This window comes from Amycolatopsis lurida, assembly GCF_900105055.1.
Classification (GTDB): Bacteria; Actinomycetota; Actinomycetes; order Mycobacteriales; family Pseudonocardiaceae; genus Amycolatopsis; species Amycolatopsis lurida.
Genome location: NZ_FNTA01000004.1, coordinates 561,463 through 583,547, shown reverse-complemented (window position 1 = coordinate 583,547; position 22,085 = coordinate 561,463). Strand labels below are relative to the sequence as shown.

At 68.8% G+C, this 22,085-nt stretch carries 20 protein-coding genes; 13 read left to right on the top strand and 7 right to left on the bottom strand.

What is annotated here, in order from left to right:
* Positions 1-267: 267 nt before the first annotated feature.
* From BLW75_RS07795 to BLW75_RS07755, 9 genes are read left to right on the top strand one after another with little or no spacing between them, the layout of a single operon-like run.
* A complete protein-coding gene (locus tag BLW75_RS07795) occupies positions 268-2,505 on the top strand; it encodes a type I polyketide synthase (protein ID WP_091597098.1) in 2,238 nt (745 codons plus the stop codon).
* Positions 2,498-3,241, top strand: a complete 744-nt coding sequence (locus tag BLW75_RS07790) for a thioesterase II family protein (protein WP_091597095.1) — start codon at positions 2,498-2,500, stop codon at positions 3,239-3,241. The genes BLW75_RS07795 and BLW75_RS07790 overlap by 8 nt, the downstream gene beginning before the upstream one ends.
* Positions 3,238-4,125, top strand: coding sequence for a 3-hydroxyacyl-CoA dehydrogenase family protein (locus tag BLW75_RS07785; RefSeq protein ID WP_091597091.1), 888 nt, complete (start codon positions 3,238-3,240; stop codon positions 4,123-4,125). The genes BLW75_RS07790 and BLW75_RS07785 overlap by 4 nt, the downstream gene beginning before the upstream one ends.
* Positions 4,122-4,370 carry an acyl carrier protein gene (locus BLW75_RS07780; protein WP_034307231.1) on the top strand — a complete coding sequence of 83 codons (249 nt, stop codon included), beginning with the start codon at positions 4,122-4,124 and terminating at the stop codon, positions 4,368-4,370. The genes BLW75_RS07785 and BLW75_RS07780 overlap by 4 nt, the downstream gene beginning before the upstream one ends.
* A 1-nt stretch (position 4,371) precedes the next feature.
* Entirely contained in the window at positions 4,372-5,538 is a 1,167-nt protein-coding gene (locus BLW75_RS07775; protein ID WP_034307229.1) for an acyl-CoA dehydrogenase family protein, read from the top strand.
* Positions 5,535-6,725: a class-II aminoacyl-tRNA synthetase family protein gene (locus tag BLW75_RS07770; RefSeq protein ID WP_091597086.1), complete on the top strand. Its 1,191-nt coding sequence runs from the start codon at positions 5,535-5,537 to the stop codon at positions 6,723-6,725. The genes BLW75_RS07775 and BLW75_RS07770 overlap by 4 nt, the downstream gene beginning before the upstream one ends.
* Positions 6,722-8,014 (top strand): acyltransferase domain-containing protein, encoded by a 1,293-nt coding sequence (locus BLW75_RS07765; RefSeq protein ID WP_158005358.1) that lies wholly within the window; start codon positions 6,722-6,724, stop codon positions 8,012-8,014. The genes BLW75_RS07770 and BLW75_RS07765 overlap by 4 nt, the downstream gene beginning before the upstream one ends.
* 6 nt (positions 8,015-8,020) lie before the next feature.
* The gene (locus tag BLW75_RS07760) at positions 8,021-9,322 is read left to right on the top strand and encodes a condensation domain-containing protein (protein ID WP_091597080.1); all 1,302 of its coding nucleotides are present in this window, start codon (positions 8,021-8,023) and stop codon (positions 9,320-9,322) included.
* Positions 9,319-10,518 carry an MFS transporter gene (locus BLW75_RS07755; RefSeq protein ID WP_158005357.1) on the top strand — a complete coding sequence of 400 codons (1,200 nt, stop codon included), beginning with the start codon at positions 9,319-9,321 and terminating at the stop codon, positions 10,516-10,518. Before BLW75_RS07760 ends, BLW75_RS07755 begins: the two co-directional genes overlap by 4 nt.
* A gap of 248 nt (positions 10,519-10,766) precedes the next feature.
* On the opposite strand, the gene BLW75_RS07750 is transcribed toward BLW75_RS07755, so the two are convergent.
* From BLW75_RS07750 to BLW75_RS07740, 3 genes are all read right to left on the bottom strand, one after another.
* A complete protein-coding gene (locus BLW75_RS07750; protein ID WP_034307226.1) occupies positions 10,767-11,351 on the bottom strand; it encodes a hypothetical protein in 585 nt (194 codons plus the stop codon).
* Between the two features lie 321 nt (positions 11,352-11,672).
* Positions 11,673-12,029: a hypothetical protein gene (locus BLW75_RS07745; RefSeq protein ID WP_034307224.1), complete on the bottom strand. Its 357-nt coding sequence runs from the start codon at positions 12,027-12,029 to the stop codon at positions 11,673-11,675.
* Between the two features lie 50 nt (positions 12,030-12,079).
* Complete coding sequence (locus tag BLW75_RS07740; protein ID WP_158005356.1) at positions 12,080-12,754, bottom strand: helix-turn-helix transcriptional regulator; 675 nt, start codon at positions 12,752-12,754, stop codon at positions 12,080-12,082.
* A gap of 579 nt (positions 12,755-13,333) precedes the next feature.
* On the opposite strand from BLW75_RS07740, the gene BLW75_RS42745 reads away from it, so the two are divergent.
* The 3 genes from BLW75_RS42745 (at position 13,334) to BLW75_RS07730 (ending at position 15,441) form a co-directional block, all read left to right on the top strand.
* A complete protein-coding gene (locus tag BLW75_RS42745; protein ID WP_158005355.1) occupies positions 13,334-13,504 on the top strand; it encodes a hypothetical protein in 171 nt (56 codons plus the stop codon).
* Between the two features lie 105 nt (positions 13,505-13,609).
* Positions 13,610-14,779: a sensor histidine kinase gene (locus tag BLW75_RS07735; RefSeq protein ID WP_198935673.1), complete on the top strand. Its 1,170-nt coding sequence runs from the start codon at positions 13,610-13,612 to the stop codon at positions 14,777-14,779.
* Positions 14,776-15,441 carry a response regulator gene (locus tag BLW75_RS07730; RefSeq protein WP_198935672.1) on the top strand — a complete coding sequence of 222 codons (666 nt, stop codon included), beginning with the start codon at positions 14,776-14,778 and terminating at the stop codon, positions 15,439-15,441. Before BLW75_RS07735 ends, BLW75_RS07730 begins: the two co-directional genes overlap by 4 nt.
* Before the next feature lie 28 nt (positions 15,442-15,469).
* Here BLW75_RS07730 and BLW75_RS07725 read toward each other — a convergent pair whose 3' ends face one another.
* Positions 15,470-16,639 carry a peptidoglycan-binding protein gene (locus BLW75_RS07725; protein WP_241783342.1) on the bottom strand — a complete coding sequence of 390 codons (1,170 nt, stop codon included), beginning with the start codon at positions 16,637-16,639 and terminating at the stop codon, positions 15,470-15,472.
* The gene (locus BLW75_RS07720; protein ID WP_091597072.1) at positions 16,636-17,634 is read right to left on the bottom strand and encodes a peptidoglycan-binding domain-containing protein; all 999 of its coding nucleotides are present in this window, start codon (positions 17,632-17,634) and stop codon (positions 16,636-16,638) included. Before BLW75_RS07720 ends, BLW75_RS07725 begins: the two co-directional genes overlap by 4 nt.
* A gap of 293 nt (positions 17,635-17,927) precedes the next feature.
* Between BLW75_RS07720 and BLW75_RS07715 the strand changes: the two genes are divergently transcribed.
* The gene (locus BLW75_RS07715; RefSeq protein WP_034307220.1) at positions 17,928-18,890 is read left to right on the top strand and encodes an ArsR/SmtB family transcription factor; all 963 of its coding nucleotides are present in this window, start codon (positions 17,928-17,930) and stop codon (positions 18,888-18,890) included.
* A 50-nt stretch (positions 18,891-18,940) separates the two neighbouring features.
* On the opposite strand, the gene BLW75_RS07710 is transcribed toward BLW75_RS07715, so the two are convergent.
* Entirely contained in the window at positions 18,941-20,467 is a 1,527-nt protein-coding gene (locus tag BLW75_RS07710; RefSeq protein WP_034307217.1) for an alkaline phosphatase D family protein, read from the bottom strand.
* Between the two features lie 10 nt (positions 20,468-20,477).
* On the bottom strand, positions 20,478-22,079 hold the full coding sequence (locus BLW75_RS07705; protein ID WP_143055307.1) for an FG-GAP repeat protein: 1,602 nt from the start codon (positions 22,077-22,079) through the stop codon (positions 20,478-20,480).
* Positions 22,080-22,085: the final 6 nt, after the last annotated feature.

Below are 22,085 nucleotides of genomic sequence, written 5' to 3'. Positions count from 1 at the left end.
TTCGCGGTTTCAGGCCGACTGGGCAGTTGTTTCCGCGACATCTGCGAGCGGCCTGGGCAGCTCCTAATGCAGTATTGGCTCACCTCCGTCGCCGTTGCTATAGTTTGCAGAACCTGGACCCCCGTTTGCCGAGGTCCAAAAAGGAACTGGGGTTGACTTCTCTCTTTATCCGGCCCGGGATGGTGTCATGGCTATTTCGTGTTCCGAAAACCGCATTTCTGCGTTTTCCGTTGATCGTGCTCATGAGCGGCTCCGGGATGTGAAGCGGTGAACTCCGGGCAGGCACCGGCCCCCGGCACCGAGCAGGTCATCGCCGCGATCTGGTGTGAGTTGCTCGAACGCGAGGAAGTCGGCGTGCTCGACAACTTCTTCGAGGTCGGCGGGTATTCGATGCTCATGGAGGCGGTTCGCGAGCGCATCGTGGATCGCCTCGGTCTCCAGCCGACCCTCACCGATCTGTTCAAGCACGCCACGGTCCGATCCTCCGCGGCGTTCCTCGACGGTGCGCAGGCGCGGCCCGAGCCGACGCCGGCGGAGAGAAACGGCGATCACCCGGACACGGCGATCGCGGTCATCGGCATGTCCTGTCGTTTCCCGGATGCCGCGGACATCGATCAGTTCTGGGACAACCTCGTGGCCGGGCTGGACAGCATCACCCGGCGCGCGCCCAGCACCGTCACCGGCCCCGGCGGCACCGTCCGCGAGTATCTGCCCGCGGGCGGCGTGCTGCGGGATCCGGAATGGTTCGACGCGGAGTACTTCGGTTACACCCCGAGGGAGGCGGCGCTGCTGGATCCGCAGCACCGGATCTTCCTGGAATGCGCGGTCGAGGCGATCGAAGCCGCGGGGTACGACCCGGACCGGTTCCCTGGCCTGATCGGGATCTACGCGGGATGCGGTGAGTCGACCTACGCCGAGATCCTGCGGGACCGGCAACGGGAAACCGGCTCGATCACCGGCTGGGACCTCCGGATCAGCACCTCCCCCGACTACCTGGCCAGCAAGGTGGCCTACAAACTGGGCCTGCGGGGACCGGCGGCCGCGGTGCAGGCGGCGTGCGCGACTTCGCTGTACGCGGTGCATCTCGCCGCACGGTCGCTGCTCGCCGGGGACTGTGACCTGGCCATGGCAGGCGGCACGACGGTGCGCGTCCCGGCCGATCTGGACCGGTACGAGGTCGGCGGGATCATCTCGCCCACCGGTGCCTGCCGCTCCTTCGACGAGGGCGCGGACGGGGTGGTCACCGGGGACGGCTGCGGGATCGTGGTACTCAAGCGGCTCACCGAGGCGATCGACGACGGCGACCACATCCACGCGGTACTGCGTGGCTCCGCGGTGAACAACGACGGCCGCGAGCGTGCCGGGTTCACGGCGCCAGGGGTACGCGGACAGGTCGAGGTGGTCCGTGCCGCTCAGCGCGACGCGGGCGTAGAGCCGTCGACGATCACGTACGTCGAGGCACACGGCACCGGGACCAGGGTGGGCGATCCGATCGAGTTCGCCGGGCTGAACGAGGTGTTCGCGGGGGAGGGGCCACGGGCCGAGCCGTGCTGGCTCGGCTCGGTCAAGTCCAATATCGGGCACACCGACGCGGCCGCCGGTGTCGCCGGGTTCATCAAGGCGGTGCTTGCCGTGGAACGCGGAGTGATCCCGCCGAGCCTGCACTACACCCGGCCCAACCCGGACATCGACTTCACGGCCGGCCCGTTCGCCGTGGTGACCGAACCCCGGACCTGGTCACCGAAGGGAGTGCCACGCCGGGCCGGGGTCACCGCGCGTGGCCTCGGCGGCGGCAACGCACACGCCGTGCTGGAACAGCCGCCGAGGCCACGACCGTCCACCGGCGAGACGGCCGAACAGCTCTTGCCGCTTTCGGCGCGGACTCCGGCCGCCCTGGACGAGGTCGCCGCGCGGCTCGCCGAGCAGCTGACCCGTCATCCCGAGCAGGACTTGCGGGATGTGGCGTGGACACTGCAGACGGGCAGACGGGAGCACCGGTACCGGCGATACGTGGTGGTGCGGGACCGGGCGGAGGCCGTGCGGGCGCTCACCGATGACCGGAAAGGGGAATGCGGCGGCTCAGGCCCGCTCGCCGCGCTCGGCGAACGGTGGCTCGCCGGAGACGCCGTCGACTGGTCGAAGGTCCACAATGGACCGCCGAGGCGAGTGCGGCTGCCGGGCTACCCCTTTCAGCGGAAGCCGTATCTGCTGGAAGCGCGGGCGGCGCAGGAGCCGGTCGCGCCGCCGCCGGTCGCCGGGGCGGGCATTGAGGACACGGTTTCCCTGCTCTTCACCGAACTGCTCGGCATCTCGGATATCGACTCGCAGGAGAGTTTCTTCGACCTCGGAGGAGATTCGCTGGTCGCCACCAGGTTGCTGGCCAGGGTGGGGCAGGTGCTGCCGGTGGAACTGGAGCTGCGCTCGATGTACATCGCGCCGTCGATACGGGAACTGACCACGCTGATCGAGGCGCGCATGCGGGAAGGCGCGGCGGCGCATGGCTGAGATACGAGTGATCGAGCGCGCCGGATCCGAGCCCGCCGTGGCCACCCTGTACTGCTTCCCGCACGCCGGTGGCGCCGCCGGCGAATACGCGCGGTGGGCGGCGCACACCCCCGGTCTGCGCATCGCCGCCATTCAGCCACCCGGCAGGGCGCACAATCTCGGCGAACGGGCATTCGGCTCGATACCGGATCTGGTGGCGGCGATCATCGGACAGGTGCGGTTCACGCCGCCGTTCGCGCTGTTCGGTCACAGCTTCGGCGCGTTCGTCGCCTACGAGGTGGCCAGGAACCTCGACCACGCGCCGGTGCGGCTGTTCGTCTCCTCCTGCCCGCCCCCGCCGTTTCCCCCGCAGCCACGACCACTGCACCTGCTGCCCGACGCCGGGCTGCACGCCGAGATCGAACGTCGCTGGGGACCGCTCCCGGCCGCCGTCGCCGCCGACGAGCGGTTGCTGCACGCCGCGCTGGCCTGTTATCGCGCGGACCTGCGGGCACTGGAGACCTATCGACACACTCCCGGCGCCCCGTTGCGCTGCCCGATCACCGTCCTGACCGGCGATCGGGAACCGCGATCGCCGATGGAGGGCTGGCGTACGCACACCGCGCGCGAGGTCGAGCCGCGCATCCGGCCGGGAGACCACTTCCACATCAGGGAGGACCTGGCAGGTCTGGGGCGGCTGCTCGCGGCGACGGTGCGCGCCGACGTGAATCGAACCGAACAAAGGATGTCCACATGAGACGGATAGGAGTGGCCGGAGCGGGCACGATGGGAACCGGGGTCGCCCAGTTGTTCGCCGAACACGGCCACCAGGTCGTGCTGCTGGACATCGACCCGGGCATCTTGGACCGGGCGTTGCGGGAGATCGCCAGGACCGTCCGGCTCGGCCCGTTGATCCGGCCGGGACTTCCGGGCCGGGACCCGCAGGAGGTACTCGACCGGATCACCTGCACCACCGAGCCCGGCGCGCTGGCCGAGATCGACTATCTGATCGAGAACGTCACCGAGGATTGGCCGACCAAGTGCCGGCTCTATCGGCGGCTGGACGGGATCTGCCCGCCCTCGGCCGTCTTCGGGGTCAACACCTCCGCCATCCCGATCACCAAGGTCGCGGGGTGCACCGGGCGGCCGGACAGGGTGGTCGGGACGCACATCATGAACCCCGCGCCGCTCAAACCGATGGTCGAGGTGATCCGGGGGACCCATACCTCGGCGGAGACCATCGAGCACACCCTCGGGCTGTTCCGCGGTGTGGGCAAGGACTGCGTGGTGGTCGGCGACTCGCCGGGATTCGTCACCAACCGGGTCGCGATGCTCACCGTCAACGAGGCGATGTTCCTGGTCTGGGAACAGGTCGCGTCCGCCGCCGAGGTCGACCGGCTCTTCCAGCAGTGCTTCGGCCACGCCATGGGCCCGCTGGCCACCGCGGACCTCATCGGGCTCGACACCGTACTGCGCTCCCTCGAGGTGCTGTGCGAGGAGTTCCAGGACCCCAAGTACCGGCCATGCCCCCTGCTGCGGCGGCTGGTGTACGCGGGACACACCGGACGCAAAGCGGGACAGGGCTTCCACAGCTACGAAACCGGGGAACCGGTCGGGCAGAAGGCGAGCGTGATGTCGTGAGCGACACGAAGACGGACATCTTGCGGTTCGTGTCCGGCCACGCCGGAGGAGCGGACATCGCGGGAGACGAGGACCTGTTCGACAGCGGCCTGGTGAACTCGTTGTTCATCGTGCAGCTGGTCATGTGGCTGGAACGCGGCTTCGGCATCACCCTCGCGGGCGGGGACCTGGACCTGGACAACTTCCGCACGGTCGACGCGATCACCGCGTTCGTCGCCCGTAAATCCACGCCGGTGAGCACCTGAGATGGACTTCGAACTGTCGCCGGGGCAGCGGGAACTGCGTACCCGGATCATCGAGTTCGCCAAGGCCGAGCTGGGCACCGAGCTCGCCGAGTCCGACCGTACGGGCAAAATGGCTTGGCAGGACTGGAAACGGTGTGCCGAGTTCGGTGTGCTGGGCTGGCCGGTGCCCGCGGAGTACGGCGGTGGCGGCCTGGACCCGCTGAGCACGATGATCGCCCTGGAAGCCCTCGGCTACGGCTGCCCGGACAACGGGCTGGTCTTCGCGATCAACAACCATCTCTGGGGTTGCGTGATCTACCTGCTGGAACACGGCAGCCCGCACCAGAAGGAGCGCTACCTGCCCCGGCTGTGCTCAGGCGGCCTCGTCGGCGCGCACGCGTTGTCCGAGCCGGAGGCCGGATCGGATGTGCTGAGCATGCGGACCACCGCGGTGCGCGAGGGGGAGCACTACCTCCTCAACGGCACCAAGTGGTTCGTCAGCAACGGCCCGGCGGCCGGCCTGTACGTGGTGTTCGCCCGCACCGGCGGGCCCGGCCGATTTCCGAACCGGCTGTCCGCGTTCCTGGTGCCCGCCGATCTGCCCGGGGTCCGCAAGAGCAGAAAATTCGGCAAGATGGGCTTGCGGGGCACCGAGATGGGCGAGATCGAGTTCGTCGACTGCCGGGTGCCGACGGCCGATCTGGTCGGCACGGAGGGCGCGGGTTACCCGATCTTCACCGGCACCATCGAGTGGGAACGCTCCTTCATGTTCGCCGCCCAGATCGGTGCCCTGGAGCGGTTGCTGGACCGGTCGATCGAGCACGCGCGGTCCAGGGAACAGTTCGACCGGCCGATCGGCACCTTCCAGGGGGTCTCCCACAAGATCGCCGACATGAAGATCCGGCTGGAACTGTCCAGGCTGATCCTCCACCGGGTCGGCTGGCTCAAAGCGCAGGGCCGCTTCGCGCTGCAGGACGCGACGATAGCCAAGATCTTCGTCAGCGAGAGCCTGGTACAGACGGCGATGGCGGCGATGGAGATCCACGGTGCCCGCGGCTACCTGACCGACTTCGGTATCGAACGGGAACTGCGGGACGCCCTCGGCGGGCTGATCTACGCGGGCTCCTCCTCCGTGCAGCGAGGTGTGCTGGCCGAGCTGCTCGGGGTGCGGGGAGGGCTGGCCGGATGACCCGCTCACCGGTGACCGGCACGCTGCGGGTGGAGCTGGATCCGCCGGTTCCCGCCGATCGGGCCGAATACCTGGCCACCCGGGTGTTCTTCGTGTCCGAGACGATCCTGGACTTCACCCTGGTCTGGTCGGACGACCGGGTACACGCCGTGGACCTGGTGCTGGACGGCGACGCCGATCGCGCCGGCCTCGAGCTCAGGTTCGCCCAGCTGGTGCGCAGCGATGTGCTGGCCCGCAGGCAGGTCGATCAGCAGGTGCTGTGGTCGATGAGCCCGGCGACACCGCCGAGGGATGTGTTCGGCGAGCTGCTGGCCAGTGGCACCGCGATCGAGGCGGGGGACGGGCAGATCGCGCTCGGCGAGCCGGTGCTGTCCCTGCTGGACACGCTCGACCGGCTGATCACCGGGATCGTGCGCGAGGAGTTCGAGCCGAGGGAATACCGCTATCCCACCCTGATCCCCACGTCGGTCATGGCCCGGTCCGGGTACTTCCGGTCCTTTCCGCAGATGATGATGTTCGCCTCGCGCCTGCACGGCGACCTGGAGACCTACCAGCGGTTCCGCGATCGGCTCGGCACCGGCGAGAACCTCCCGGCCGAGCTCAAGGAGTACAGCGGGGATTTCGACCACTGCCTGCCGCCGACCATGTGCTTCCACACCTACCACCAGCTGACCGGGCGCACGCTGACCGAGGGGCCGACGGTCATCACCGCGCGAGGCAAGTCCTTCCGCTACGAGGCCCGTTACCGGCGATCGCTGGAACGGTTGTGGGACTTCACCATCCGGGAGATCGTCTTCCTCGGTTCGAGGGCCGAGGTGCTCGACTGCCGGGAACGGCTGATGCTCCGGTCCCGGGAGCTCGTGTCGGCGCTGGGGCTCGGCGGGCGGTGCGAGGTGGCGAGTGATCCGTTCTTCGTCGACGCCGGCCTCGTCGAGCGGGTATGGGCACAGCAGGTTCTGCGGCTCAAATACGAGTTCCGGTCGCCGATCGAACCAGGCCGCGATCTCGCGGTGTGCTCGTTCAACTTCCATGAGCGATTCTTCGGTGACGCCTACGAGATCACCGGCGCGGACGGTGCGGCGGCGTTCACCGCGTGTGCCGGGTTCGGGCTGGAACGCCTGGCCTACGCCGTGCTCTGCCAGCACGGCACCGATCCCCTCGGATGGCCGGAGGTCCTCGCCGGATGACCACCGTCGCGCAGGCATCGCTGCTGACCCTGTCCGCACCGACCCGGCCGGAGCTGGAGGAGGCCACCGACCGGCTGTGTGCTCGGCTCGACCGCCTGGATCAGTCCGGATTCGCCGCGCTGACCGAGGAATGGCCCCGGCCACGGGCACATCCGTGGCGCCGGGTGCTGGTCAGTTCCGGCCCGGCCGAGGCGGCGCGCAGGCTACGCGGGCGTGACGGCGCCAGGGTGCTGACCGCACTGGCCCGCCGGGACCGGCCGATGGCCTGGTTGTTCTCCGGGGTCGGGGACCACTACCCCGGACTGGCCGCCGGCCTGTACGCCGGACTGCCCGAATTCCGGGCCAGGCTGGACGAATGCCTGTCCCTGTTGCGCGGGCACGGACTGGATCTGCGTCCGGTGCTGTACCCACCGGACGCCGCGGCGGGGCGGTCGCCGGATCTGGCCGCGCTGCTGGACCGGAAGGCGGACACCGAGCCGATCCACCGCACCGAGCTGGCCCAGCCGTTGCTGTTCGCCGTCCAGTACGCCCTGGCCGAAACCTGGCGGGCGCTGGGCCTGACCCCGTCCGCCCTGCTCGGATACAGCGTCGGCGAGCTGGCGGCGGCCTGCGTCGCCGGGGTGTTCTCGCTGCCGGACGCGCTGGGCCTGGTGGTCACCAGGGCCAGCCTCATCGATCGGCTGCCCCACGGTGGCATGCTCGCGGCGGCCGCACCGGTCGAGGCGGTCGACCCGCACTTGCGGGGATGTGCCGTGGCGGCGATCGACGGTCCGGAGCTGACCGTGCTGGCCGGCACCGAGAAGACCCTCGCGCGGACCGGGGATGCGTTGGCGGCGGCGGGGATCGCCACCCGCAGGTTGCCCGCCACGCATGCCTATCACAGCCCGGCCATGGCGCCGATAACCGAACCGCTGCGGGCGGCGTTCGCCGCCGTGCCTCGGGAGCGGCCACGGATTCCGTTGCTGTCCACCGTGACCGGTGACTGGCTGGAGGCCGATCAGGCCACCGATCCGGGCTACTGGGCGGATCAGGTCGTCGCACCCCTGCGGTTCGCCGATGGACTCACCCGGCTCTGGGCACGCGGCTCACCCGTCGTGCTGGAGCTGGGCCCCGGCCGCGGGCTGTCGCGGATCCTGCAGGCGCAACCCGGCCTACCCGCCGACGCGGTCCTGACGCGCACGTTGCCGGGTGCGTTCGAGCGCACGCCGGACCGGACGGTGGTGCTGGAAACGGCCGGCAGGTTGTGGGCCGCCGGTATCGAGCTCGGCCCGCCCGCCTTCGAGAGCTGAGGAGACATGGACACCGTTTCGCGTATTCCGCTCTCCGTCGGCCAGCAGGCGTTGTGGCTCTCCTGGATGCTCGAGCCGGAGCGGCCCATTCACCTGATCCCCATGCAACTGCTGGTGCGTGGCGAACTGGATGTGTCCCGGCTCCACGCCGCGGTGACCGCGCTGGGTGAGGCGTATCCGCAACTGCGGGGGCGAGTCGAAAAGATCCCGGGCGGGCCGGTGCTCACCTGGAGGGATGCCCCGGAGATCCCGGTGGTGGACAAGACCTCGGAACTGGAGCGGGTCGATGCCGTGCGGCAGACCTGGCGACAGCCGTTCGACCTGACCAAGGGCCCGCTGGCCAGGGTGCACGTGCTGCGCGGCCGGGGCTACACGGTGTTCCTGCTGACCGTGCACCACATCGTGGCCGACGGGGAATCGATCCTGATCCTTTTCGAAGCGCTCCGGCAGGCCTACGCGGGGCAGGCTCTCGCTCCTGCCGATCAGGTAGGCCCGCTCGTCGAGTTCGCCCGGCGGTCCCAGGCACTGGCCGAAACCTCGCGGGGAGACCCCGCCCGAGCGCATTGGCGACGAGTACTGGGCACCGAGATGCCGCCGGAGTACCTGCCGCCGACGGGGGATGGCACCTATCTGATGCATCAGGCCGACGTACCCGCGACGCTGGCCGAGCGGATACGTGCGCGGGCCTCGGAGCTGGGCGTCTCGTACTTCACCGCGTTGTTAGCCGGTTACCTGGTGACGTTACGCAGCTGCACCGGCGTGGACGACTTGCTGGTGTCGCTTCCCTTCCACGGTCGTACCGAACCCGGACTACGGGACACGGTCGGCTATTTCGTGAACGCGTTGCCCTTCCGGCACCGGCTCGCCGCGACTGACACCTACGCCGAACTGGTGGTCCGGCTGCGTTTGGAGCTCAAGGCCTGTTACCACCACGCCGAGCTTCCGCTCCCGGCGATCATGCGGGAGGTGCGGCTCGTCGGACCCGAAGCCGGGAAACGCACCCGGCAGACCATCTTTCAGTACTGGCACGCGGGAGCGCGGGCCGGAGTGGATCTACAGCGGCTGGACCTGGGTGATTGCGTGCTGAGCTTGCTGGAGAACGAAAGCAGCGCCGGGTTCGCGATGGCGATGCACATCCGTGAGGACAGTTCCGGCACCAGGGTGCTCTGGAAGGACCCCGAGGGGATGGTGGGTGCCGTGCGGGTGCGGACGCTCGCCGAGGTCTACCTGACCGTGCTCTCCGCCCTTGCGGATGATCCGGGGAGCAGGATCGCCCCGGTCCTGACCGGTCACGCCGGATGGTCGTGAGGTCGGCGATAGCCGGCTATCTGCCACGGCTGCTGCTCGCCGCGCTGGTGGAGTGGTTCGGCAACGGCATGTTCCTGGCTGCCTCCGCGGTGTACTTCGTCCGCGTCGCCGGCCTGTCCGCGCAGTCTGTCGGCTTCGGCTTCACGCTCGCGGGCCTGACGGCCTTGGGATTGGCCGTGCCGATGGGCACGCTGGCCGACCGGATCGGCGTACAGCGGGCGCTGGTCGTGCTGAACCTCTGGCGGGCGGCGACCATGTGCGGCTATCTGGTGGTAGACGGTTGGTGGGGGTTCCTTCTCGTCACCGCGGCGGCGGTGACAGGCGACCAGTCGATGCAGCCGCTCACCCAAGCACTGGTCGGCGAACGGGTGACGCAGGAGATGCGGAGCCGAGTGCTGGCGGTCCACCGCACCGCGCTCAACGTGGGGATAAGCATCGGAGGGCTGGCCGCGACCATCCCGCTGGCGACCGGCACCCTGGCCGCGTACCAGTGGATGTTCGGTCTCGCGGCTTGCACCTTCGTGCTGGCCGCGATACTGATCGCCGGGCTGCCCCCGGTCGCCCGGCCGGTCCCGGTGGCGCGGCCGATCAGTGGGCTGCGCATGCTGCGTGACCGGCGGTTGCTCGCGTTCGCCGGCTACGACAGCCTGCTGGCCCTGTGGCTGCCGATCATGTACATCGCGTTCCCGCTCTGGCTGATCAGCCAGAGCACCGTCCCGGCCGGCGCCATCGGACCGCTCCACGCGGTGAACACGGTGCTCTGTGTGCTGCTCCAGCTTCCGTCCAGCAAGCTGGCCACCGATCCCCGCTCGGCGATCAGGCTGTACGCGGCAGGCCCGGCCTTCCTCGCACTTGCCTGTCTCGCCTTCGTCGCCACGCCCCTGTTGCCGACGACGCTGCTGGCGACCGCCGGATTCGCGGTCGCCATCGTGCTGTTGACCTTGGGCGAACTCTGTCACGTCAACGCCTCGTGGACGCTGTCGTATGCCCTCGCGCCGGAGGCACAACGCGCCCAGTTCCTGTCGGGGTTCGGGCTCGGCCGGATCAGCAGTACCCGGGTCTACGGCCCGATCCTGATGACCGGCGTCGTCCTCGCCCTGGGCACGGCGGGGTGGCTGGGACTGATGGGCCTGTTCGTCCTCGCGGTGGGAGTGCCGTCCAAACTGGCCAGGTTCATCCAGCGCGGATCGCCTTGATCACGAGGTGAATGTCCGTGAGGGCGGCTCAGCGCACCATCCGCCCGGAAACGCCCGAGCACGGGCAGAATGTGCCGGGCTGGAGGGAGTCACTGCGTACCTCCCTAACTGCACACGGGGAGGGCGCGACCATGGTCGGTCTAGACGAACCGGCTGTGCGGGTAATGCCAGAAAGGCCCGACGACGCGGGCCAGTTCCTCTGTGTTGTGGGAGATCGACCATGAATATGTGTCCGAGGGGGGACGTGGTCACGAATCCTTGGGAGATCTCCTAATTCCTGGGAGGTCATGTGTGGTGACGTCGGTGAGCCAGTCCGGCGTGTGCGGGTCGGTCGTTGTTGTGGTGTGGTCGCTGGGGTGTTCTGCTGCCGGCCAGAACTCGATGAGGAACTTCTCGATGCCGTGGATGGGCTGGTCGCCGGCGGTGGTCGCGGCGTGGTCGAGCATGCGTCTGGTGTTGTCTCGGTCGGTGGTGTGTGCGCGTACGTGATACGAGCCTGGTGTCTCGAGGTCGAAGGTGCCGAAGACTTCTTCGCGTGCGGGGTTGAGGATGTTGAGGACGCCGCTGGAGAAGTGGCACTGGCGCTGCTGGTGAACCTTCCAGTCGGGGCCGGGGGTAGGCGGTGTGGTGGTCCACCGCTGAAGCAGCGCTTCGGGGACGTGCCATTCCCCCGAAGCGCTGCAGACGGCGATCTGGTTGCCGGTGGTGAGCAGCCAGTCGTCGGCCCCCTGGAAGGCCGGGAAAGTCGGTGGGTCGATGTCTTCGTCCTCGATGAGGAAGTGCCCTTCGACGATCCTGACCTGGATGGTGGCCTGAGCGATCGGCTGGCTCATGGGCTCGATCTATGATGTTGACGTAGTAGCTGTCCTACCGGCAACACGCGGTGTGGCCCGATCGTGAGGATCTGGGAAGTCTGATCGACGGACTGCGCGGCGATCCTTCCGCACCTGCGCAACCCGGCTACCCCGGGCCGTGCGCAGTATCTACTGGGCCCGATCCTGTTCACGGCCGGGCGGTCAGGCCGACACGTAGACGCGCGCGTTGAGACGGCCGTCCTGCCCGGATACCGGGCCTCGTCCTCTGTAACGGTGCTGGTTCAGAGCCGGTGCGGCTCGCTCGGTGAGAGCGGACCGCACCGGCCTCCCCCCAGGAATTCAGAGGCGCACGAGGCACTTCGTCGCGACCCAGCCGCTGCCGATGTACTTCCACAGATTGCCGCCGCCGCAGGAGCTGTAATTCCCCCCGACAACGTTGTCGCAGGTCACGTTGTAAATGTACGCACCGGACCCGAGGGTTCCGGCAATCGACGAACTCCGGTCCGGCCGGGAATGGATGTTGATCGCCTGCTTCGTTCGGTAGCTGCAGGTCGCCTGCGGCTCGACATCCGCGACGCCGACCTGGACGACGGTCTTGTCGGGAACCGCGGGCGAGGCTGCCGCGAATGCCGCCGACGTCGAGAACCCCAGCGCGGCGATCAACATCGAAAGTGAGATGAGGAAACGCTTGAACATTCACTTCTCCTTTGCGTTGAATGACTGCGGAACCTGTTTGTAGCGGACTTTCAGGCGTTGAATCTTGAAGAAATGGGAACCACGGTCCCTAACTGGGCCGGGGTCACGTCCGCCAGCGACCCGAATTCCCGGGTCAAGTGGGCTTGGTCGCTGTAGCCCACCGCTTGGGCCAGATCGGCCAGGGACCGACGGGGACCGGGCAGGCGCAGCAGGTGCAGGCCGTGCTGGAAACGGATCACCCTGGCGGCGGCTTTCGGGGTCAACCCGATCTGTGTGCGGAACTGGTTCAACAGGTGCCTGCGGGTCCAGCCGACCTCGGCGGCCAGTCGCTCGATCGGGATGCGGCCATGGGAGTGGCGCAGCCGATACCACGCCCTCAGCACTTGCGGTGCAGGCCGCGGACCGGTCTCGGTCCACGCGGTGAGCGCGTCATCAAGCAACGCCATCCGCTCTGGCCAGCCCGTCGCTTCCGTCAGCCTGGGCACGATCCGGTCGGCTCCGTGTCCCACGGCGTCGACCAAATCGATCACCGTGTCAGTGACTTTCCACAGTGGAACGGCGAGCAATGCGTAAGCGCCAGGCGGCGTCAAATCTACATTGATGCTCGGTCCGTCGAATCGCGTCAACGTTGTGGGACGCGTACGCAAGCCGTACACCGCCGCCGTTGGTGCGGCGCCGGAGTCGGCCAGTTCCGGTGGCTGGCCGAGGCTGATGTCGATTTTCATTCGGGTTGACGGGACCAGGCGCAGTCGCGCCCATCCTCCCGGCTGCGGCCGATATCCCCGAACAGCGTGCACATACGCGGCCAATCTCGGCGACGGAATATGGTCAACGACGTCCGGCACACCCTTCGTCCCGCCGATCTCCTCGACCAGAAACCCGTGTTCGGAACATCCCGCAGCCATAGCAAGCCCCCTGTACTCGGCTATGGCCATCGTCGGGAAATGGCACCGCCAAGTCGTCGCACAGGGGACGGCATTTCGCGCTACGTGCTACGTCGTACAGCCCTATGCCGGGACCGCATCGCCACGATCGTCCTGGGTTCCGGGCGGCAGCCCAACTTCGGCTCTGGCAGCCGAGGCCTGAAGGTGCGGAATCCGGAGCGCGGGGGATCGGATGCATCGATAACGGCACCGAGCATGGTGATGGCACCGATCGAGCTGGCGCTGGCATACTGCCCGATCGTCGGACCGTGACGTGGGGCGCGCCATGGGGAACGAGACAGCTTCCAGCACAGCCCCGACGCTTGGGGCGACTGCGTTGGCCAGAACGTCGAATTCGCCGACGACGACGGGACGACCGTGGTGTCGGCCGGCATCGAGCCACACGCGGCGGACGGAAAGGCGCACTGGCGGAAGGTCGTGCTCCGGCCCTTCCCGGCGCACACCGACACCCTTTTCCTCAAGTTCAAGGGAAACACCAGTTCCTCGTGTCAGGACGCCGTCACCAACGTCAAGGTGGTCGAGGTCTGGTAGACAGCCCGGCAGCAGTTCGACGACGGACCGGAAGTCAACCTGTGCGGTAGCGATGTAGTCCCGGAGCCGGACGCACGGCGACGGTTTCGACGGCTATCGTTCCCTGTGCGCCGACCGACCTGGCTGAGAAAGAACGCTCCCGAAGCGGGCGACGCGGTCCTCGCGGTGTTCATGATCGCGTTCACCGTTGAAGCCGGCTTCGCCGTCGACCTCCCCGGCTTCCGGCCGTTCGACACTGCCGGTGTCATGCTGAGCGTGCTGGTCAACGCACCCCTGGCGGTTCGGCGCCGTGCGCCGCTCCCGGTTTTCGTGCTCTTGCTGGCCGGATGGACCGCCTACCTGCTGCCGGGATATTGGCCGGGTGTCAGCGCGCTGGCACTGTTGCTCGGCCTCTACACCGTGGCCGCGTCCCGGTCCCTTCCGATGACGGCACTGTGCGCGGCGGCCACGCTGGCGGGCGAGACCTACTCCGCCTGTCACTCCCAGCTGATCGGCTCGGTGTGGACAGCGGTGTTCCAAAGCATGCTGCTGACCGGCGTCGCCTGGGGTTTCGGCGCGAACGCGGGACGGCTGGCCCAGCGGAACGGCCAGCTGCGGGTGCTGACCGGGCAACTGCGCCGCGAGCAGGAGGACAGGGCGCGGCGGGCCGTCACGGAGGAACGGGTCCGCACCGCGCGTGAGCTGCACGACGTCGTGGCCCACCACATGTCGGTCATCGCGGTGCAGGCGGAAATGGCGCGGTACGTGTTCGAGTCGGACCCGTCGGCCAGCCGGACGGCGCTGGACGTCATCGGCCGCACCAGCAGCGAGGGCCTGGACGAACTGCGGCGCATGCTGACGGTGCTGCGGTCCGGTGAGGACGACGACACTTACGTGCCCGCACCCGGGCTGGAGAGATTGCGGGAGCTGGCGGCGAGGGTCGGCGCCGCCGGGGTGCACGTCGAGGTTTCCGTACGGGGGACGGTTCGCGCGCTGCCGGACGGGCTGGGACTCTGCGTCTATCGCGTCGTCCAGGAGGCCCTGACCAACGTGGTCAAGCATGCCCGTCCGGCGAGGGCGTGGGTGTCGCTGACCTACGGCGCGGAGGAAGTGACGGTCCGGATCGCCGACGATGGCCGTTCCGAGCGCTTCCACGAGGGCGCCGGACACGGCATGATCGGCATGCGTGAGCGCGCCGAATTGTACGGGGGAACACTCCTGGCGGGCGCGGGCGCGGAAGGGGGTTTCGTGGTGACGCTCGTGCTCCCGCTGACGCCCGGGGGAGCCGCTCGATGATCGAGGTGCTGGTCGTCGACGATCAGGATCTGGTCCGCGCCGGGTTCGTCGCGCTGCTGCGGGCCGCGCCCGGCATCACCGTCGTCGGCGAGGCCGCCGACGGACAGGAGGCGGTGGACCTGTCGGCGCGGCTGCGGCCCGACGTCGTTTTGATGGACATCCGGATGCCGGGTACGAACGGCGTGGTCGCGACCGAACGCATCCTCGCCGCGGAACGCGATCGTCCGACGCGCGTGCTGGTGCTGACGACGTTCGACCTGGACGAGTACGTGTACGCGGCGCTGCGGGCCGGGGCTTCGGGCTTCTTGTTCAAGGACGTCCGTGCGGAGCGGCTGGTCGCCGCGATCCACACGATCGCGGCGGGGGAGCAGTTGTTCGCACCGTCGGTCATGCGGCGGCTGATCGAGGCCTACGCGAACCGGCCGGGCGGCGCCACCGGCGCTCGTGGACAGGAACTGGACTGCCTCACCGCCCGGGAGACCGAGGTGCTGCGCCTCGTCGGCAAAGGCATGACCAACGGCGGCATCGCCGGTGAGCTGGTGGTGAGCGAATCCACGGTGAAGACGCACGTGAACCGCGCGATGACGAAACTCGGGCTCTCCAGCCGCGCGCAGATCGTCGCGCTGGCCTACGAGTCCGGTCTCGTCACGCCGGGTGCCTGAGGCTTCCGAAGGGAAGCCTCAGGACACGTCATCGCCCGGTCTGCAGGGCCCGCCAGGTGTTCACGCCGGCGATCCCGTCGGCGTCGAGCCCTCGTGAGGTTTGGTAGCCCTTGACGGCCGCGGTGGTCTTGGCACCGAACTTGCCGTCGACGGTCAGATTCGCGGTGGTGGCGGCGTTGAGCGACCGTTGCAGCCGGAAAACGGCTTCGCCGGACGAGCCGTCCTGAAGCTGCGGGGTGGCGCCGCGGGCCAGCAGCGCCGTCCAGGTGTGCGAGTCCACCGAGCCCGTCTCCGCGAGTCCCACCTGAGCCTGGAAACGCTTCACCGCGGACACCGTCGCCGTATCCAGGACGCCGCTGGGGTCACCGGCACCGGTGTCCTGGCCGGCGGCGCGGAGCAGGCATTGCGCCGTCTTCACCTCGGGCCGGGTCACGCCGGCGTCGAGCCGCGGATAGGGGCCGTCGACCCCGACGTTCGCGCAGTCGCGGGAGCGGGACACCAGTTCGGTCGCGGCTCGCCTGCCTTCGGTGCCCGCGTCGACGGCGTCGTGGATCGGCGATGCCTTGACACCGGGAAAGACGATGTAGTCGACGACCTTGCCGGACACCCCGCCCGAACGCGGGTCGGGGTTGATGCCGAGCGCCTTGGCCAGTGCGTAGGAGCCCTCGCCGATCGCTCCTGCCGGGCCGACGTCGCCCACGACGGCATAGGCGACCCTGCCCTGGTAGACGACTGCGGCGACGGTGCCACCGGTGATTCCGGACCGGGCGTAACTCCAGGTCGAACTGATCCCGGGCACCACGACGTAGGGCAGTTTCTCGGCGTTCAGTGGCTTGCCGTCCGGCTGCGCCCACGCGGTCTGCCCCTGCCAATACGGATCGGTCGAGGGGTTGCACTTCTCGGTGCGCTGCCCGTCACAGTCGATCGTCATCCCGGACCGCCAGTGCACCGCGCCCCCGGTCGAGCACACCGGGACCGTGCGCGTACCGCCGCTGCGCTCGGCGTACTTCCCGGTGGACACCTGCTGAGTACACGTCGCGACCACCGCACTCAACTCGGCGCCGGTCGGATCGGCGGCCGTGGCCGCCGTCGCCTCGTTGGCCGTCGCCAGGCCGAAGCCGACCATCATGGCCATCCCCAGCGCCACCGACTTCACCCGCATCGCGATCCTCTTTTCCGTCCACAGTGGATTACTCATTTGCCGGCCTGCAACGCGGCCCAGGTCTTCGGCCCGGCGATTCCGTCGGAGGAGAGCCCTTGCGCGCTCTGGTACCGCTTCACCGCCGCTGTCGTGTTCGGGCCGAACCTGCCGTCGAGTTCGAGTCCCGCGTCGAGGGCGGCGTTCAGGGCGCGCTGAAGACGCAGCACCGCGTCTCCGGAGGCGCCGTCCTGGAGCTGGGGGGTGGTGCCGCGGGCCAGCAGCGCCGTCCAGGTGTGCGAGTCCACCTTGCCGAGCGCCGGCAGGCCCAGGCTTGCCTGGAACTGTTTCGTGGCGTCGGTGGTCGTCGCGTCGAAGGTCCCGGTGGGGCCGTTCGCCCCGGTGGGGAATCCGGCCGCGGCGAGCAAGCACTGCGCGGTCTTGACCAGGGCCCCGGTCGCGGCCGGGGCGACCTCGGGATAGCGCGGATGGTCCAGGCTCACCGCCGCGCAGGTCTTGGCGTCGCCCTCGACGACGTTGCGGTACCGGATCGCGGTGAAACCCGCCGTCCGATCGGCCGACCACGTGCGCTGTGACGCGACCGTCCCGGAGCGGTACTCCTCCCACACCACCGCCTGGGTCTTCGCGGCGTCCGCCCACCGGATGAACAGTGCCATGTGCTGGTGGGCGCTGGAATGCACCCACAGACTGTCACCCGGCAAGAGGTTCTTCTTGTCGATCCGGGTGGCGACCTGCATGATGTCGCCCGTCCAGCGAGCGGTCTTGAGACCCCAGGCCATCGACACGTAGCCGGAGCAGTCCTGCCGGTAGGTGCCGTACTGGTTGGTGTGCTTCGCTTCCTGGCTGTAGGGCACCCGCTCGTCGAGCCAGCTCTTCGCTCTGGTCAGGATGTCGTCGCGGGTCGGTTTCAAGTCGGCGGTGGGATGCCCGGTGGTGTGGAGATCCGGTTCCGCATGGGCGAGCCGGGATACCGGCTGGAGAAGTCCACAAAGGACCAATACGGCGGCGAGGACGCTCGCGGCTGTGGTTCGCATGCGTTCAGCATCGGAGGACCCGGCCGTGCGAGGCAAAGGTTTTCGGCTGCCCCAAAGGGGTGTTCAGCGGGTCAACCCTGGTGGTAGGCGGAACCGGTCTTGTGCGGTATTTGTGCCTTCAGCGGTGTCGAGCACGCCGTGGATCCCCTAACATCGAACGGCGCAAGGGGGACTGCCAGTAGCCGTGTGTCCGTCCGGTGGCCTGGTGGCATGGGGATTCATTCCAGGGGGTATGTCTTGTCGTTCGTGCTTGTTCCCGACCGGTGGGAGCACGGTTGTCGTGGGAGACGGCCGTGCTGAGAATCCATTTCACACCCGAAGACCTCGCCAGGACCAGGATCAGTGCGGCACCGCAGCCGATGTGGGAAGTCCTGCTGAGCATGTACCGGCTGCGCGGCCGCGAAGGCGGGATCTTCTTCGAAGAGTGGCGAAGATCGGTTGCGAAGGCGGCAAACCTCACCACCCGGCCGCTGGCCGACCTCGCCTCCCAATCCGGCTACGCCGTCGATTTCCTCACCCCGACGCTGCGAAACCTCTCGTTGGCGGAGGGGCTCGAAGCGCTGCGCCGAACCCCGAGGAAGCGACTTCGGGCCGATCTGGCCGTACTCGCCGGGACCCGGCGGCTCCCCTCGTGGACCACCGGCCTCGCCGAGGGCAGACCGGAGACGCTCACCCGGCTCGCCGACTCGGTCGAGCGGTATTTCACGGCCTGCCTCGCCCCGTATTGGGTGCGGGTGTGCGGCCGGGTCGAGCAGGTACGCGCCAGGCAAGTGAAGACGATGACCGAGGAGGGATGCGAGTCCCTGCTCGCCCAGGTGCACCCCTCGGCGCGGTGGACCTATCCCGTTCTGGAGCTGGACTATCCGGTCGAACACGAACTGCGCCTGGACGGGCGGGGGCTGTGTCTCGCGCCGTCCTTCTTCTGCTGGGGACTGCCGACGACCTTCTTGGACGGCGAGCTCGAACCGACCCTGGTGTATCCGATCGAACACAAGGTGGGCTGGTCGGCGAACGAAGCGGCGCACCGGCCGCTGACGTCCCTGCTCGGCCGGACCCGGGCCAGGGTCCTCGAGGTCATCGGGGAGCGTCCCGGGACCACCACCGAAGTGGCTTCCCGGACGAAGACCAGTCTCCCGACGGCGAGCCAGCAGGCCGCCACCCTGCGCGCCGCCGGTCTGATCACCAGCCGCCAGATCGGGCAGTCCGTGCTGCATTCGATCACCCCACTCGGCCTCGCGCTCCTGGCGGAAGGCTGAGCGTCCGGGGCCCGGTCGCGAGAGGTTCACGGCCGGGCCCCGGACACCGGTCACGGGGACTGCAAACCCGGACGGCCTTCCTCGATCACGTACGAACGCGCCGTCAAGGCCGCCTTGTTGCGCACGGTGACCTGCTCGACGTAACGGAAGTCGACGTCCATCTTGGCCTGGCTCAGTTTCGTCCGGACGTAACCCCGGTATTGGGAGTAGAACTTGAGGTGCGGGTTCTCGGCCTGGTTGGGGACACCGCCGGCTTTCGCGCCGTCGCCGCCGGAGGAGACCGAGCTGGTGACGAGTTCGGTGCCGACGACCGGCGAGCCCGGATTGGTGTAGTCCGCCTTGAGTTCGTTCGCCCAGGCGCGGTGCACGTCACCGGTGAGGACCACCGGGTTGCGGACACCGCGCTGGACCCAGCCCTTCTGGAGGCGGTCACGGGAAGCGGGGTAGCCGTCCCAGCCGTCCATTCCGGACGCGCCCTGCGGGTCCACCCGCCGGGCGAAGAACACCTGCTGACCGATCACGTCCCAGGTCCCCTGCCGCTGGGACAAGCCGTCCAGCAGCCAGTTCTCCTGCGCGATACCGGGCAGGCTCCGCGACGGTTCACCGGCTTCGGGGCAGTACTTCCAGCCGTCGCCGCACGCCTGGTCGCTCCGGTACTGGCGGGTGTCGAGCATGTGGAAGGTGGCGAGCTTCCCCCAGCGCACGCGCCGGTACAGCTGGATCCTGTGCCCGTTCGGCTTGGCGCCACCCCGGAGCGGCATGTTCTCGTAGTAGGCCTTGTACGCGTCCGCTCGGCGCTGGTCCCAGCCCTTGGGCAAAGTGGGCTTGTTGTTGTCCCGATGGTCCCCGGCGTAGTTGTTCTCGACCTCGTGATCGTCCGGGACGACCAGCCAGGGGGCGACGGCGTGCGCGGCCTGGAGATCCGCGTCCATCTTGTATTCCGCGTACCGCTGCCGGTAGTGGCCGATCTCGGTGAGTTCGTCCTTGTTCTTGTGATACCGGGGACGGCTGCCGTCTTCCTTGTTGCTGGTTTCGTAGATGTAGTCACCGAGATGCAGGATCAGGCCGGGACGCTCCTCGGCCATGCGCCGGTACACGGTGTAGAAACCGTCTTCGTAATGCGCGCACGAAGTGAAGGCCATCAACAGGTCGCGTCCGAACGTGTCGAACGCGGGAGCGGTCCGGGTACGGCCGACGGGTGAGATGTGCCCGGCGGCGCGGAACCGGTAGTAGTACTCGTAGTCCGGTTGCAGCCCGCTGACCTCGACGTGCACCGAGTGCGCGTCGGCGTATACGGCGGTGAACTGGCCGTTCCTGACCACGTTCGTGAACTTGTCGTCGGTCGCGACCTCCCAGTCCACCGCGGTCGCCGTGGTCGGCATCCCGCCGTTGCCGTTCTTCAGCGGGTCCGGCGCGAGCCTGGTCCACAGCACGACACCGTCGGGCAGCGGATCACCCGACGCGACGCCGAGTTTGAACGGGTAGGGCAGTGCGGCGCTCGCCCGGCCGCCCAGTGCCACCGCCCCCACGGTGACGGCGGTACCGAAGACGAAGGTCCGTCGGTTGAACTTGCTCATTTCCCCATCCCTACTTAGGTGTTTCCAGGTTGTCGTCCAGTACGGCGGAGTTGCCCGCGAACGGGGCCCCGGGGCCGAAAGCGGTCGGCGTGCCGATCTGGGCGCGGGTGAGCTTGCGTGCCGCGGTCACCGTGAGCGCGTTGCCCGCCGGCCCGGTGTTCAGTACGAACATCGCCCCGGTCTGCGGACCGCCGTCCTCCCAGGGAGCCGAGACGGTCAGTTCCGGTTTGCCGTCACCGGTGATGTCGAGGATCCGCAGGCCGTATCCGAAACCCTCGCCCACGGCCGCGCCGGCGTTGACCGGCGCGGTGTTCTCACCGACCGCGGTGGCGGGGAAGGACGACAACCCGCTCGCGCCGCCGCGCAGCAGGCACAGCGCGCCGGTGCGGTTGTCCTCCTTCGGGATTCCGACGGCCAGGTCGTCGACGGTGTCGCCGTCGAGGTCGCCGACCGCGAGGGAGCCGCCGAAGTAGTCGTTGGCCTCCGGGCTTCCCGGGATCGCGTCACCGGACTGGTCGATCACCTCGACCGCGGTGGTCAGCCCGGCGTTCCCGCCCCGCACGGAGACGAGCGCTCCCGACCCGGCCGGGCCGCCGCGACGACGGTCGGCCTGGACGACCAGGTCGGCGTTGGCGCCGCCGTGGAAGCGGCCGATGACCGCGCCCCGCCATTTTCCGTCGGTGGCCGCGTTGCCCACGCTGATGTAGGAGGACGCGTTGGCGGAGAGCCCGCTCGCCGAGCCGTGCAGCAGGTGGACCGACCCCCAGGCGTTCGCGGTCCCGGTGATCACCTCACCCGAGGAGACCACGGCGAGGTCGTCGCGTTTGTCGCCGGTGACGTCTCCGGCGGCCAGCGCCCAGCCCATCAGGTCTCCCGCTTCGGACGCCCCGGCCAGATCCGGGTCGTCCTGGTTGAACGCGATCGCGTTCCGCGCGGTGAGCCCGGCGCCGCCGCCGTAGAGGATCCACACCGCGCCGGCGCGTGCCTTCGTCTCGATCGCCTCACCCGGTGACCCGATCCCGAGGTCGGCGTAACCGTCCCCGTTGAAGTCGCCGGTCGCCAGGGAGGCTCCGAACAGGTCACCGGCCTCCATCGCCCCCGGCACGTCCGCGGTGTCCTGGTTGATCGTCCCGAGCGCCCCCGGAAGAGCACGGAGATAGGGCGCCGTGCGCTGGCCGTAGAGGACGCTGACCGTGCCGGCGTTCGCCAGGCCGCCGACCGATTCGCCCGGGTTGCCGATCGCGACGTCGGCCAGCCCGTCCCGGTTGAAGTCGCCGGTCGCGAGCGCGGCGCCGAACTTGTCGGAGGCCTCCATGCCGAGCCCGACGCCGGCGGTGTTCTGGTTGACCAGTGCCGAGGGGGCACCGGGCGGGATGGTCCCGCCGGGCACCACCAGCACCGAGCCGCCGAGATCGTGGGGACGGAGGGAGGTGTCACCGCTGTAGGTCAGCCGTGCTCCAGTGGACAGCACGAGGTCGGCGATGCCGTCGCCGTTCACGTCCGCCTGCGGGATGCCCGGGAGTGCCGCGGGTGCCGGCGCGGCCGTCGCGGGAGAGGTCACGAAGGTCAATGCGGCCGCGGCCGCCAGTACGGGAAACCATTTGTTCGCCACGACGGA

Excerpts from the sequence above, each read along its gene's own strand:
- BLW75_RS07745 (WP_034307224.1), bottom strand. The coding sequence starts at position 12,029 with ATGTTCAAGCGTTTCCTCATCTCACTTTCGATGTTGATCGCCGCGCTG.
- BLW75_RS07790 (WP_091597095.1), top strand. The coding sequence starts at position 2,498 with ATGGCTGAGATACGAGTGATCGAGCGCGCCGGATCCGAGCCCGCCGTG.
- BLW75_RS07750 (WP_034307226.1), bottom strand. The coding sequence starts at position 11,351 with ATGAGCCAGCCGATCGCTCAGGCCACCATCCAGGTCAGGATCGTCGAA.
- BLW75_RS07710 (WP_034307217.1), bottom strand. The coding sequence starts at position 20,467 with ATGAGCAAGTTCAACCGACGGACCTTCGTCTTCGGTACCGCCGTCACC.
- BLW75_RS07720 (WP_091597072.1), bottom strand. The coding sequence starts at position 17,634 with ATGCGAACCACAGCCGCGAGCGTCCTCGCCGCCGTATTGGTCCTTTGT.
- BLW75_RS07770 (WP_091597086.1), top strand. The coding sequence starts at position 5,535 with ATGACCCGCTCACCGGTGACCGGCACGCTGCGGGTGGAGCTGGATCCG.
- BLW75_RS07740 (WP_158005356.1), bottom strand. The coding sequence starts at position 12,754 with ATGAAAATCGACATCAGCCTCGGCCAGCCACCGGAACTGGCCGACTCC.
- BLW75_RS07725 (WP_241783342.1), bottom strand. The coding sequence starts at position 16,639 with ATGAGTAATCCACTGTGGACGGAAAAGAGGATCGCGATGCGGGTGAAG.
- BLW75_RS07760 (WP_091597080.1), top strand. The coding sequence starts at position 8,021 with ATGGACACCGTTTCGCGTATTCCGCTCTCCGTCGGCCAGCAGGCGTTG.
- BLW75_RS07775 (WP_034307229.1), top strand. The coding sequence starts at position 4,372 with ATGGACTTCGAACTGTCGCCGGGGCAGCGGGAACTGCGTACCCGGATC.
- BLW75_RS07765 (WP_158005358.1), top strand. The coding sequence starts at position 6,722 with ATGACCACCGTCGCGCAGGCATCGCTGCTGACCCTGTCCGCACCGACC.
- BLW75_RS07785 (WP_091597091.1), top strand. The coding sequence starts at position 3,238 with ATGAGACGGATAGGAGTGGCCGGAGCGGGCACGATGGGAACCGGGGTC.
- BLW75_RS07730 (WP_198935672.1), top strand. The coding sequence starts at position 14,776 with ATGATCGAGGTGCTGGTCGTCGACGATCAGGATCTGGTCCGCGCCGGG.